Below are 13,076 nucleotides of genomic sequence, written 5' to 3' on the forward strand. Positions count from 1 at the left end.
GCAAAGACTATGAACGGCTTCCTGAGATGAGCGAAGCTGCCATCTATGCTGTGATGACACGTATTATGTTACGTCGTCTTGCTGCCTAAAGATTTTCTTTATAAATGGTTTCTAATCCTTGTTCTATTCCATCTTTTGGTGCTACCTACTCTTTTCAAGAAATTCTGATTATTTTTTCTTATTGCAAGATAATCACCCTTGCAATAAGTATTGAAGTCAAAGTCAATCCCCGTCATCAAACTTCGTGGTGCTTGATGACGACTGAAAAAACTTTCGTGAGACTTTGACCAAAACAAAATTTTATTTCCTCAACTCTCATGTCATTTAATATAGCAAAAAAAGCGAGCATTCTTTCCGCCAAATATGGCGTACTGTGCGTCAGAAAAAGATGCATTACAAGGCTTATGCTTTCTAAATTATGTTTAAAATTAGTAGGAAAACATGGGGATAAATCGGGTGACTTCCGAGAAGTTCCGGGAACTTCCGGGAACTATTGGGTTTTATTAAGCTAATGATAATTCCTTATTAAATGATGTTTAATATGTAATAACATCAGCGATAAATTTGAATTTGTGGAGTGGGACATTGGGATAAATTGGGATAAATTGATGAGAATTAGTGAGGATTGGTGAGGAATGGAAACTTAGGCGATTTTCCAGAAAATGCACAAATTAGTGAAATAAAAGTGCAATTGTAATGATTCATAATTTTTATTTACAAATGCTGAAATCATTACGGTATAGGCGCTTTAGCCTTTTAGGAATAATTCTTGATAAAGGGTCAAAAACAGGGAGGAAATTTCTTGTGGATTTAATGTTGAGTCTTGATCCAGGAACTTCAATGACGAAGATGGTTTATCGTGTTCTGGAGGAGATGTCTTCTAAACCAGAATTGCTGTGTATGGAGCCAGAGTTAGTTAAGATTTCTAGAGACTCGCTCTCTTTATATGAGTCTGGGCAAATTAATCGGCCGAATCCAGAGAATGAGGCTTGGATAGAGTACAACGGAGAGTATTATGCGGTTGGGTTTTTGGCCCAAAAGTATTTTGAAGCGCGAATCAATTTTTTAGAACTCAAGTATGAGAACGCGATTCCAAAAACTTTAGCAGCAGTGGGAGCAATAGCGATTAGAGAAGGATTGAAGTCCAACCTTGATTTATCGTTGGGATTGCTGTTGCCTTACGGGGAGTGGGAAGACAGGGAAAGATTGGAGATGGGTTTAACCAAGGCACTGTCTAGCTTTAGCTTTCGAGGTCAACAATTTTGTGTAAATCTGATCAGCTTTCAGTGTTTGCCGGAGGGTGGGGGACTTGTATTGACGCGAAGTAAAAAACTCGGCACAGATTTTAATAAAGTGAACATTGCTGTGGTGATGCTAGGTTTCCGGGATATATCAGCCGTAATCTTTTCTCGTGGTATATCAACTGGAAAGACAGAAGGTTTGGGTTTAGCCTGGATGCTGGAGAGAATCAAAAGCCGAACATCAGGACAGAACTTATATGATTTGTTAAAGGCTGTTCATCTATCAGGTTCAGCGTTAAAACCGAGATACTTTAACACCTTGGCTCGGAGTAAGAATGCTGAGTTTAAAGCTGAGGAAGTAGCACAAATTGTTGAAGTAGCGGAGTTATCTCGGAAAGAATACTGGAATAAAGTATCAATTTGGCTGAGTATGAATATTCCTGTTGATATTCAGCAAGTAATTATTGGTGGGGGAACATCGGAATATTTAGTTGCTGAGTTGAAAAACTTATTTACTTATACCGAGATTTCATGGGCGGCAGAATTAGAAGAGGATGTGCGCTTGGCTTTTAACCTGCCGATTAAAAAAGATGCGTTGTGCTTACGTTTCACGGATGTATACGGATTATTCCGTTATCAAAACGCTACATCAGCTATTTCAACCTATCGTGCGTCCTAGTAATTTGCTCGCTTTAAAGGAATATTAGCAATGTTTTCAGATGTTGAGTTTCGCTTACGAAGTAGAGTTAAGACTGATAGCCCCGAAGCAATGCTGTTTAAGTATTTAAACTCCAGAAATACTCTTTATCCTGCTAAGGATATGGTGATGATTGCTATTAGCAGCTATTGGCTTCCTTTAGCCTATCAAGCTGAAGAGCAACCCGTAGATATAGAACCACACATTCGTGCTTGTCTTTACCGCCTTCAACTTCACTCTTCATATCTGATGGGACTGCTGGGAGAAATCCCGTCTCAGGCAGCCACGATGATTACAGTAGACAGAAATTCACTTTCATCACTTTCCCTTCCATCCAATATTCCCCCAACAGAGCCATCCAATATTCCCCCAACAGAACCATCTAATATTCCCCCAACAGAACAAAGACAGTTAAAAGTTGACTGGTTAAATCCTTTTTCAACTTTATCTAAATAGAAATTGATGATTATGTATCAACCACAAGAACTTTTCAACAACCTCTCACCATCAGAAATTAGCCGGACTTTACGCTTGGGTGGGCTACCTGAAAAAGAGTTATATACCGAGAATGATGCAGACAGGTTTCGTGAATGTCGCACTTTAATTGAGCAGGGTGGAACTGACGAGGAAGTAATGGCTCTATTATCTCCAGTTGTTGACAATGCACTGTCAGAAACTCAGGGCAATTCCTCGTCGTCAACAAAGAATGGGGGAAAAAACAAGGGAAGAAAGGTCAATTACCATTAGATATCACTGAATTACTAGTTATTGCTCGTGAAAGAGGCTATAAAATCGCACTTTCTCAGGCTTTAATAATTCTCCAAGTCTGCGGACTATCTGAGCAAGATGAGTACAGCACGGATGAGTGCGAACGCTTTCTTGAAACCTACAAATCAATAAAAGAGCAAAACAAATCCTTTGAAGAAGTTGCATCTGAGTTAGCTGCTCTAAATGAGTCTGGGATTTCTCAGCAACTAAAATTAGATGCAGTGATTGAGAATGTTAGTGAAAAAGCTGTAGTGGCCAGAGATGATTTATCTAATCTTATTGATAGGATTACTGCCGCCGAAGCTGAAGAAATAACTGGCTTAGTTCAATCACTTTATCTGAAAAATGTCGCATTGAAATTGCAACAGAGCGATTCGGGAAATAATCTGTTTGCTCAATTAGAAGAAAGAATCATGGCTCGAATTGCCCAAAAAAAACAACAGAGGGCACAGTCATCTGGAATGACTTGGGAGACGACACCCTTATTGCCTTCTTCGCCAATGCCGATGCTGTCGCCCAACGTATCCAAGAATGGAATGAATACCGATTAAAACAAGAAATTGCAGCCAAAGAACGCACCATTGATATCCAAGTAGATAAAGCCTCTAATGCTAAAGCCACCCAACTTGCTGCCCAAAAGCTTTTAAAGCTCCAAGCTTGGAATGAAGCACAAACACAACGTCAAAAACTTCGTCACAAGCGGTTTGAACAATTCAAAGAACTTCTTTTCTGGGCTGGTGCTTGGGTCGGCTCTGGTCGCTCTGGTACTTTATTTTTCCTGAGTGGCATTGTCACATTCACTACTCTTGGACTAATCGCAGGACTCAACTGGCCTACCACCATCGCTTGTAAAAGTGACTCTGGGGGATGTTATTTACTGCGATTGGATAAGAAAACCGTGATTCTTCCCCAACAATTCAAAAATATCCTTGCTGAGTACGAACGTAATAAGAACAAATCCAAACATCTTAAGAGGGAACAGGGAATAGGCAACGGGGAACAGGGGAATCCCCATAAATAAATTTAGGGGCTTTAAACCCTACATTCTGGGCTAATTTCTTCCTGTTTCCTCTTCCCTGTTCCCTGTTCCCGCCCCGAAGGGGCATAGTAAATAATTAAGAAATGCTCATGTCTGAACTACAACAAACCAAGCTTTGGGACGATTGGGATGATATCAATTTATCAACTTCTGAACGTCGCATTGAACGATTAGAAATTCTGCTGTGCCAAAAAGTACACAAAGGTGAGGACATATCTGAATGTCTGCAAGTTTTGGAGTACTTGAAAAATTGTACGACTCACCAGAAGTTGGAATCTGTTTTCTTTAAGCGAGTTCATTCTAAAATAACTTTCAACTCCTGGCATAAAGTAACTCAAGCTGGCTTGGCTTTCTTAATCACAATTACTTGCTTTGGCGGACTTTTTAAGTTAGCTAGTTTAGCAACATCTAATAATTCTTTGTCAGAATTGTCTCTAGAACCGCACTCTATTAAAGATGCTCCGCATCAAAGGCAAAAGCATTCTAAATAAGTTTAATTGCAGTGTGGTTATCTTCTGAGATGACCACACTGCAATCACCGACTATTCTATACTCCACCCATCAAACAGATTAGGCTGATCTACCCCATACTGTCGCTGCACCAGTCGCCGCAGTTCTGCTACTGAGTTAGCCGACTTCATCAAAATCAAGATTGAGGTAACGTGCGGTGTCAATCTCTGTTTTGTTTGGTCAGAAAGCATTCGGTGTATCTTGTGCTTTCTGCGTCCATTAGTAAGCACTGGATTTACAATATCAAGCTTCGCTTTTTCCTCTGGTGTCATCCAGTTATAAACAAACTCCCAGTAGACCTGTCCATTTCTAATATGTCGCTTATGCAGCTTGGTAATACGTTCTAGATTCTCCTCAAACTCGCTCTCAAACATCCTCGTCCAAGGCTGGGGTGTTTCCAGAATGCGGCTAAGTTCCTGTCGCTGTTTTCGAGACGATTGGTATTGGTCAGGCAACCATCCTGTTTGAGCTTGGATGAAGCTATTGATACCAATTGCCCCAATTGCATCTAAAGCGATTGCTGCTTCGGTTTTACCTTTACGCTCATAGTAACGCAGTATACCCCAACAGACATTGGCTTTGATTGGTGTTGTCTTTCCACCCCTTACGGCAGTTTTTTTAGTCAGGTATAAGTCACTCCCTACAAGCTTTTGAAGCCATTGGGGGGCTGTATTTTTAGTCAGGTTTTCAAGTATGTTTTGTATTGCTCTGAGTTGCATTCCACAAAGTCTAGACAATCCCCTTTGGCTCATTCCTGACTCCCCAGTACTGGCAATGGTAAAATACTCTATTCCGTCTATTTCTTGCCGGAGAATATCATCAGACATGATTTATTTGTCCTTAAAGTTTGTAATTGTGGTTAGTTCAAAATTTTTAAGGGAGTGCCGAGCAGGTCTAAAACCTGTCAATCGGTGATTCCATGCGCTCCATCTGCGGTTTAAATCCTCGGAAAATAAATATCGGGGATTAGATAGATTAGTTGTCGCAGCGACGAAGCTGTGAAAGTGGTGTGGGTTTAAAGTGCAAATCACGCTCGATTCCAATACCCAGCGCTCCACGATATTCTTGCAGTTCATTTAGACTGAAGTAGCCTAACTCTTCTTCAAACCCTTGAACTAAGCCGAAAAAAGTATCCTCACCGTCAAACTCAGTCACGTACCAAGTCCAGTTCCCTGAAGGGGTGAAGAATTTCACATAAACAATCGCATCTGAACATTTTTCCTGTGCATAAAGAACAGGCAATTGAGCGCGGATCTCTGCGGGTAATAATTCCATTGCAAAACCTCTATTAAGTGAAGCTAAATGAAGCGAATCAAAATACTGAAAAAAGCTTGCAACAGCTAGAACTATGGGCAAGATATGAGTTTTAGCTGTTGCTGATGGGGTTAGCTTAGTACTAAGGTTCGTCCGCCGCGGCTATCGTACAACCATCCGTCAATTAATCTCAGTCCTGGCGTGGGCACTGGTTCCACCTTTACTGATACGTCTAATAATCTATCTACTTCATCACTCCAAGCATCAAACGCGACTGACATTTTCTCTGCTGCTGCTACTAATTCAGTGTTGAGTTGCACTAGCAAATTGAATTGATTAAGGAGAGTATTTTTAATTTGCTGCTCAACAAGGGAGTAGTCTATCTTCGCTTCTTGATAAGCCAGTCGTAAAGAAGTAACAGAATTGGACTCGGTGGACTGTGCTTCTTGAATCGGTGCTAGTCTTGTAGTAATCATCATTTCCTTTATCGGTTTTGGTGAAGGGGCGATCGCCTGACCTGAGAAATCTGCGATCGCCCGAATAATTGTTTGTACTTCTATAATACCAAGACCACCTGGTAATAGCAATGTTTTTTTGATATAACTTACTTATCATTTATGCTATTATTTACCGAGTGGACTAGGTAAAACTTATGAGTAATCGCAAGGCTTTTGAAGGTATTAGAGAAGCTACACAGTTCAAAGCTGCCGGAGATGAGCCGCTGACTGCCAAACTCGATCTCAAGGTCACACAAAGCGTGAAAGACCAGCTAAAAGCAATCCCTGGCTGGCAAAACAAGGTGAGGTCAGCACTCTTAGAACTGATTAAGAATTACTCTCAAGATGAGCCGAGCAATTAAGGTTAGGTTAATCCCTAGTTACTTATCCATTCTCTAGTCATGACTGTTGAGCTATCACAATTACAAATTGCCCAGCCAGTACGGTATTTAAACCGATAGTTATTAGTGAGCCAGTCCTTCCTGCTTTAGAAAATTTATCGTTGATTAACAGCGACAAAGCCTATGATGATCTGCGCCTACGCACTCCTGAAGTATCAGTCAACTTGGTAGAACCTATCAATTCTGAGATTGCTCCAACAAACGATTTAGAGTTAGAAACTCCATTCCCAGAATTTCAAAATATCGAGATGCCTTTAATAGTAAATGAGGTAGTTACAGATACACCCAAAGATAATTCGTTACCGCTAAATAGCGATAACATTACTGAATCCGAAGTGAAGTTGATAGAGCCGAGTCAGGCTGAAGCCTCACAAACAAATAATTTAGAAATAAATGAATCATCCTCGACATCTGGTGAGGCCGACGAGCCACCAGCGCCAACAGCTACATATATAGAGACACAAGAATAACTCGAATCGTACTAGTTCTTCTAAGAAGAGCAAAAACAGAAAACCTGACCCAGAGGCACAAACTAATACTATGCCAATGCAAGGAGAATTTTTCGGGCAGTTTTTGATTGATGCGCTGACTTCTTTGTTGTCACAAAATCTTGGTAAAGTTTTCAATGTGGCGGAAATTATCGAAGAATTATATGGAGAACTTGATCCATCAGATGTTATAGAAGTAAAGCCCAAAGTCCTGAACGAATTATTGCGAGGGCATCGCACAGGAAGATTTTCAAGAGTACCTGAAGAAATCGGACTTTATACCTGGGACTCAAAGTTGTTGCAACAGGCAAGTTCTAGCTAAAATATTATGTCTTATTTACGATAACCATTGGAAAAATATTCGCCCAGATCCAGTTGAGCCAGAAACAATACACAGAAGCATGAGTAGTGTCATTGGCATTGTTTAAGTATTCAAGAAAGCGGAAAACGATCTGAAATCAGAACTGATGATTTTTGGTTTTGACTCGCTGATACAGTTCTTCCATTGTTTCAATAAAGGAAGCATCATTGTGCCAGAAATCAGGAAAATCCCCTTGTTTCTTAATCAAAATTGCACAGATACTACCTGGAGTCGCCACTTCAATAGTTTGTGGTAATCGTTTTGTACCTAACCAAAATTCTCTGGCATTTGGCATTTGGTTAAGAGATTGTTTTTCTAGCTTAGTGTACAGCAATTAGAAAGTTCTAAAGGAATTTCCTTAGTATTCAATTCTTCAGAGAGAGCTTTTCCCAAAGGAGAATCAGCTAATTTGGCTTGAAGTTCTGCTTTCGATAATCCCCGTAATTCAAATAACAACCAGGGATTATTATCTAATTGAGAAGCCACTAAATAGTAAACTCCAGCAATGTGCTTACAGGGATTAGCATAATCTGGGCAAGAGCATTTAGTTTTGAAATCCTTACTACTATGGGGCAATAAATGTAGTCCCAAATTAGAGAAAGTATCTTCAATATTTTCCGGGACTTCATTTAGAAGCAATCGAGAAATAATACTGGCTTTAGAAGAAAGCTGTTGGATAGCTTCATTCCAACGGGTTTTAGCAATAGGTGTAATCTGAATCTCTATATTATAAGTTGGTTCTTTGTAAACTCCAAAATAGGGATTAACTGAGCCTCGGACTTTGGCGGTAATTTTATTTAAGTCAATCTCAAAGGTTTTAACTTTACCACCGCTAGCATAAGACCGTCCTCTTTTGAGCCGGTTATCATCTGTAAAAGCTTCTAGTGCTTGAATAAAGCGATCGCCCCACCAAGTTCGACTAAATTTAGCCATAATATCTACTCCAAAATTGCACTCTTATTCAATGAAATCAACCGCTTAAAGGCTTCATTATCTAATTCTGTGAGCCAAGATTCATCACTACCAACAACAGCATTAGAGAGTTTTTTCTTATCTTCAATCATTTGGTCAATTCTCTCTTCTAAAGTCCCAATGGCAACAAATTTATGCACAAAAACATTCTTTTTCTGACCAATACGGAAAGCACGGTCAGTTGCTTGGTCTTCAACTGCTGGGTTCCACCAACGGTCAAAGTGAAAGACATGGTTGGCTTTCGTGAGGGTGATACCTACGCCCCCTGCTTTTAAGGAAAGGATAAAAACCGATGGTTCTGTATTTGGGTCTTGAAATTCGATAATCATTTGTTCCCGGCGTGGGCGACTGGTACCACCATGCAAGTAGTAAGTATTGCAATGCAAACTATGTTTGAGATGTTTCTCAATCTTTTCACCAACTTCCGTAAACTGACTAAAAATGAGTAAGCTTTCTCCCTCAGAAACTGCCTCCTCAACCATCTCTGCTAACCGACTGAGTTTATGCGAACGTAGTGGTGAAAATTCGCTCCCATCTTGCAGAAATTGGGCTGGATGATTACAAATCTGCTTCAATTTCATCAGGGTTGAAAGAATCAATCCTTTGCGCTGAATTCCCTCTGCTGATTGCAATTGTTTTTCTACATCTAGTACTACCACTTCATAAAGCGATGCTTGCTCTTTGGTTAGGTTAGTGTAGAGTTTTTGTTCCACTTTATCTGGCAAGTCATTAATAATAGATTGGTCAGTTTTTAACCTTCGCAGAATTAAAGGTTCTACCAGTTTTTTCAAGGTGGCAGATTTTACGCGGTCATTGTCTTTTTGAATCGGAATCTCGAAAATTTTCCGAAAATGGGCTTCTTTACCCAAGTAACCAGGATTGAGAAAGTTAAAAATTGACCACAAATCCAGTAAGCGGTTTTCTACAGGAGTTCCTGTTAATGCCAGCCGATGTTTAGCTCTTAATTTTAAAATAGCTTTAGTTTGGGCAGCTTTTGGATTTTTAATATTTTGTGCTTCATCCAGTACTAAACGTTGCCACTCGATGCTGCTCAATAACTTTTCATCTTTGCGAACTAGAGTAAAGGAGCTAATTATCACATCGTTTTGTTGACAAGCAGCTTTGAAATCAGCTAGATTTTGCAGCCTAGTGCTACCATGATGCACCATAGTTTTTAAATGAGGTGCAAATTTGGCAATTTCTTTCTGCCAGTTGCCGACAACAGAAGTAGGGGCAATTAATAATGTAGGCAGGGCAGATAAAGAAGTAATCTTTTCTCCTACTTTCAGAGCTTCATGTAACTCTTTCTCTTGCACTAATCGGGCAATCACCTGCACGGATTTACCTAAACCCATATCGTCTGCCAAACAGCCATTTAATCCCAAATTTTCTAGATATTGTAGCCAGGAAACACCACGTTTTTGATATTCTCGGAGTGTACCTTGCAGATTATCAAGTTCAGAAATTGGTTCTAGGCGACTTTTATCTTGTAGCTTTGCTATCATCTCTGACAAAGCTTCATCATGTTCAATTTCCCATTCTGACCCCAATTCAGCACTGCGTTGTAGAAACTCCAGTAAGGTCATCTGGGGTTGTTCGTTACCGTGGGACTGCCAAAATTCGAGTAACTGCTGCATTTTATCTCGGTCTAATTCCATCCATTGACCGCGAAAATGCACCAAGGGAGTTTTAGCATTAATCAGTTGTTCCCATTCAATAGGTGTGACAGTTTGCTCCCCAATTGCCAACTCATACTGATACTCCACCAGTGAGTCTAAGCCAAAATAGCTTTTTGTTTCCCCTTTCGTTGCAGCAAGTTTGCTACCCGATGCTTTGAGGCGAATTTTGGCGCGGCGACGACCTGTGGGAGTATACCAAGCAGGTACAATTACTTTGAATCCTGAGTCTTCTAACACCCAAGCACTTTCAGTAAGGAAGTCAAATGCTTCATCTAAGGTAAGTTGCATTGCGATTGGACTCGCTGTTTCCAACCCAAGCCATAGTTTGGGATACATCCTGGCTGCATAACCCAGATTCAGCAGCAAATTTGTTTCAAAATCTTTACCAAAATCTTTATGTACAGCAGTTTTGGAAAATTGATTCATTCTCCAGTAGTCTGCTAACGCTAACTTCAAGGATGGATCTTGTTTACTCGCTACTAGAAATTGAATTTGCCAATTGTCTATTTGTTCAGCATTGGGAGAATGTAACTGGAAGCACAGATGAAAAGGCGAATCAGCTTGAGTGCGGGTAATTTTAGTTTTCCACACCAACCATTGCCGATATTCCTCGAGGGCAGTATTTGTTGTTATTGGGTTATGCTGACGAGGATAAAAGCAAGATTCAATTAGAGAATCAGCAATTTGTTTGTCAAAAGCGGCTGTAGATGGGGTGTGAGTCACTAAATCGTCAAGTACATATTCGGAAAAGTGACGCAATAGTGTTTCTCGATCAAAAAATTCAATGAAATCGCTAATTTTTGCTTTACCTGCTGCACAGATTAGTGGCATATATTCAATATATTTAAGAATATTTGCTTCATATTGTTCGGAAATAATTTCCCAGGTAGCATAAATTTCAAATGCTACTTTATCAGTCTTGCTTTTGCCTTTTTTCTTCGGATTTTCCGATGATAACTGTCTATATTTTAGTGCGGGAATAAATTGATCTTTGAGGATTACTTGTTTAAAACTTTGAGTGTAATGATACCAAAATAATAAATCTGAACCTATTTGAAACTTCTCTGCATTATATATTGCTAAAAAATGAATATCTTTAAGTAGTTTGATAATATTAAGTGCTGTGACATTTTTGGTAGATACTACTGTTTCATAACAATCTACCTGCCAGTATTGGAATTCTTCATAGCTGTCAGTCAACTCAATTTCTAAATACTTGCTTAATTCTGGTGAAGGTAGGGGCTGATTATTGGTGGTTGGTAAGGCAAAGTATTTAGGAGATATGCGTTGGACAAATTGAGTATTGTGTTCTTTAATTCCCAATTCCTGTACTAAAAAGGCGATTAATTCGGATTTAACCAAATGTCCAGGATGAATTTGTTGACTATTGGTGTGACTTTTTTGGGATAATTGAGTTTCTACCCACAAGTAAAAAGACCCTGACTGAATAAAGTCAGTTTCCTCGTTTGGTATCCAGGTGCCATGAAGTATTCTCATTGTTGTGATGTCTCTGGATTGTTCGGAAATTCACGCGCCTTAGAATTACTTTAGCAAACAGAGGTGCTAGAATTATCTCCTTTGTGCAAAAGAAAGCGATGGTGTTCTCGTGCGATCACTTGACTTACGATGATAGAGCCATACCAGGGATAATAAAAATTTTTCGGCAGTGCAATAATATCTATTCTCGTTGCCAATATCCTCAAGCTGACTGAGCATATTGGAAAAGGATATGTTTGAGATTACCTCAAGTTACTGCCCAGTGCGACCCTGCCCGTTAAATCCTGAATTCTAGAGATGACCACATACCGCCAATTAACAATTTGGGATGTGCTGGATGGATGACCTGATAAATGTCAAAGATGAGATTTCTTTAGTCAACCTGCAATGTGTGTTGCAAATGCCGATTGTAGAAGTGTGGTTGGGATTATTGCTAGGGCAAACGCATCTAAAGTATAAAAATCCTTTAATAGCAAGGGTTTCAGCGTTTTTAAATTTAACCTATTTTTTCGTCAAGATCCTTATCCAGCAAGGGTTTTAGAAATACCGTGCGTTCGCCCTGGGATTATTGCTGGGTAGGTTTACACTATAACAGCGTGGTGATTTCTAGCACAACCAAAATGTCTGGGTGAAAAGCTCAGAAACTACTACCTCTGGAATCCTGTTCAGAAATCAGACATAAATACTACATTTTGGTTACAAATCAAAGTCAAGGCTGAATGTTTCCCCTGAAGAATCTTCTTCTTTCTCCTGTGCAAATGGAGTTGGAGTCCAAGACGTGGGTTGGTTTGACTCAGTATTAATCGGAGTGTTTGCTAAAAGTTGTACAGGTAATCCAGCCTTAATGAAAACAAAATAGCAATCAACTATAAAGTAAATCGTGTCCAGGTAACTTTTATCTAGTTTTTGCGATTCTGCAAATATGCGCTCTCTGTAATTATCTTTGAGGCGAACTTTTTCCGGTGCTAAGTCTTTTTTATCTGCCATTATTATAACTTCACTTTCCAGGTGTACCAGATGTAGTAGTTGGGTTCTTGCTCATAATAGTTTTTGCCATCTCTAAAAGCCCAGAGACATTGGCTTCCACTGGATTGTCCAAGATTTTGAAGCCGTTTTTCTCTAAAAGCTTCTTGAATCCTGGTAACAGGCAACCTCCATCAATCGCCCAGATTTCATCCCCTTGGTGTTTAGCATCAAGTGTCAGATTCACCACTTTCTTCAAGTATTTTTCATACCAATCTTTCAAACAAACGCTGTATACATCTTTGATATCGATGTCACGACTATACCTGGTATGCCCCATTTCCAAACAAAATCGGATAATGGAAGGATCTCCGATTTTTCCGCCATTTAAATGTTTCATTTTTTGGGAGATATCATCAATGAGAACTTCTACACCTATAGGGTAGGCAGTGTGAACTTCTCGTTTCCCTTGGTTATAACGAGAATACAGGGTCGTACCATTGCCAAAGTCTAAAATGGTTAATTTTTTGGGTAGTGGATGCCCAAACAATGCACCCATTCCCTCTAGTACAACTTTCAGCACTTCTACTTTTACTTCTGATTGTTTGCCAGCAAGTATTGGCTGATATTCTCCATTGAGTACTTTTTGTAATTCTTCAGCCAGACCGACATCATGTAAGCTGACGACTAATTTTAAGTGCCAAGCCCT

Annotated in this window: 16 protein-coding genes and 2 pseudogenes; 11 read left to right on the top strand and 7 right to left on the bottom strand. The window is 39.7% G+C overall.

What is annotated here, in order from left to right:
• The 7 genes and pseudogenes from H6G97_RS35270 to H6G97_RS35300 form a co-directional block, all read left to right on the top strand.
• A pseudogene (locus H6G97_RS35270) lies at positions 1-89 on the top strand (IS5/IS1182 family transposase); the annotation flags it as partial.
• Positions 90-813: 724 nt separating this feature from the next.
• Complete coding sequence (locus tag H6G97_RS35275; RefSeq protein WP_242055707.1) at positions 814-1,920, top strand: ParM/StbA family protein; 1,107 nt, start codon at positions 814-816, stop codon at positions 1,918-1,920.
• A 30-nt stretch (positions 1,921-1,950) separates the two neighbouring features.
• Positions 1,951-2,394, top strand: a complete 444-nt coding sequence (locus tag H6G97_RS35280; RefSeq protein WP_190945111.1) for a hypothetical protein — start codon at positions 1,951-1,953, stop codon at positions 2,392-2,394.
• A gap of 12 nt (positions 2,395-2,406) precedes the next feature.
• Complete coding sequence (locus tag H6G97_RS35285; protein ID WP_190945112.1) at positions 2,407-2,685, top strand: hypothetical protein; 279 nt, start codon at positions 2,407-2,409, stop codon at positions 2,683-2,685.
• A gap of 242 nt (positions 2,686-2,927) precedes the next feature.
• Complete coding sequence (locus H6G97_RS35290) at positions 2,928-3,257, top strand: hypothetical protein (RefSeq protein ID WP_190945113.1); 330 nt, start codon at positions 2,928-2,930, stop codon at positions 3,255-3,257.
• Complete coding sequence (locus H6G97_RS35295; protein WP_190945114.1) at positions 3,173-3,727, top strand: hypothetical protein; 555 nt, start codon at positions 3,173-3,175, stop codon at positions 3,725-3,727. The genes H6G97_RS35290 and H6G97_RS35295 overlap by 85 nt, the downstream gene beginning before the upstream one ends.
• A 107-nt stretch (positions 3,728-3,834) precedes the next feature.
• Complete coding sequence (locus tag H6G97_RS35300) at positions 3,835-4,236, top strand: hypothetical protein (RefSeq protein ID WP_190945123.1); 402 nt, start codon at positions 3,835-3,837, stop codon at positions 4,234-4,236.
• 51 nt (positions 4,237-4,287) lie between these two features.
• Here H6G97_RS35300 and H6G97_RS35305 read toward each other — a convergent pair whose 3' ends face one another.
• The 3 genes from H6G97_RS35305 to H6G97_RS35315 form a co-directional block, all read right to left on the bottom strand.
• Positions 4,288-5,082 carry a P63C domain-containing protein gene (locus H6G97_RS35305; RefSeq protein WP_190945125.1) on the bottom strand — a complete coding sequence of 265 codons (795 nt, stop codon included), beginning with the start codon at positions 5,080-5,082 and terminating at the stop codon, positions 4,288-4,290.
• A 148-nt stretch (positions 5,083-5,230) separates the two neighbouring features.
• Positions 5,231-5,530 (bottom strand): DUF2958 domain-containing protein, encoded by a 300-nt coding sequence (locus tag H6G97_RS35310; protein WP_190945127.1) that lies wholly within the window; start codon positions 5,528-5,530, stop codon positions 5,231-5,233.
• 110 nt (positions 5,531-5,640) lie between these two features.
• Positions 5,641-6,096, bottom strand: coding sequence for a hypothetical protein (locus tag H6G97_RS35315; RefSeq protein ID WP_190945129.1), 456 nt, complete (start codon positions 6,094-6,096; stop codon positions 5,641-5,643).
• Between the two features lie 65 nt (positions 6,097-6,161).
• On the opposite strand from H6G97_RS35315, the gene H6G97_RS35320 reads away from it, so the two are divergent.
• The 3 genes from H6G97_RS35320 (at position 6,162) to H6G97_RS35330 (ending at position 7,217) form a co-directional block, all read left to right on the top strand.
• Complete coding sequence (locus H6G97_RS35320; RefSeq protein ID WP_199349876.1) at positions 6,162-6,368, top strand: hypothetical protein; 207 nt, start codon at positions 6,162-6,164, stop codon at positions 6,366-6,368.
• Between the two features lie 140 nt (positions 6,369-6,508).
• Positions 6,509-6,877 (top strand): hypothetical protein, encoded by a 369-nt coding sequence (locus tag H6G97_RS35325; protein ID WP_190945131.1) that lies wholly within the window; start codon positions 6,509-6,511, stop codon positions 6,875-6,877.
• Positions 6,878-6,947: 70 nt separating this feature from the next.
• A complete protein-coding gene (locus H6G97_RS35330) occupies positions 6,948-7,217 on the top strand; it encodes a hypothetical protein (protein WP_190945132.1) in 270 nt (89 codons plus the stop codon).
• Between the two features lie 136 nt (positions 7,218-7,353).
• On the opposite strand, the pseudogene H6G97_RS35335 reads toward H6G97_RS35330, so the two are convergent.
• Positions 7,354-8,189 (bottom strand): annotated as a pseudogene (locus tag H6G97_RS35335) (SWIM zinc finger family protein).
• 5 nt (positions 8,190-8,194) lie between these two features.
• Complete coding sequence (locus H6G97_RS35340; protein WP_190945133.1) at positions 8,195-11,404, bottom strand: DEAD/DEAH box helicase; 3,210 nt, start codon at positions 11,402-11,404, stop codon at positions 8,195-8,197.
• Between the two features lie 337 nt (positions 11,405-11,741).
• On the opposite strand from H6G97_RS35340, the gene H6G97_RS35345 reads away from it, so the two are divergent.
• Complete coding sequence (locus tag H6G97_RS35345; protein WP_190945143.1) at positions 11,742-11,945, top strand: hypothetical protein; 204 nt, start codon at positions 11,742-11,744, stop codon at positions 11,943-11,945.
• A 155-nt stretch (positions 11,946-12,100) separates the two neighbouring features.
• Here the strand turns inward: H6G97_RS35345 and H6G97_RS35350 are convergent, their stop codons facing one another.
• Positions 12,101-12,391: a hypothetical protein gene (locus tag H6G97_RS35350; RefSeq protein WP_190945134.1), complete on the bottom strand. Its 291-nt coding sequence runs from the start codon at positions 12,389-12,391 to the stop codon at positions 12,101-12,103.
• 10 nt (positions 12,392-12,401) lie between these two features.
• Positions 12,402-13,076: acetate and sugar kinases/Hsc70/actin family protein (locus tag H6G97_RS35355; RefSeq protein ID WP_190945136.1), on the bottom strand; the 675-nt coding region annotated here is incomplete at its 5' end.

Source organism: Nostoc flagelliforme FACHB-838, from assembly GCF_014698065.1.
Classification (GTDB): domain Bacteria; phylum Cyanobacteriota; class Cyanobacteriia; order Cyanobacteriales; family Nostocaceae; genus Nostoc; species Nostoc flagelliforme_B.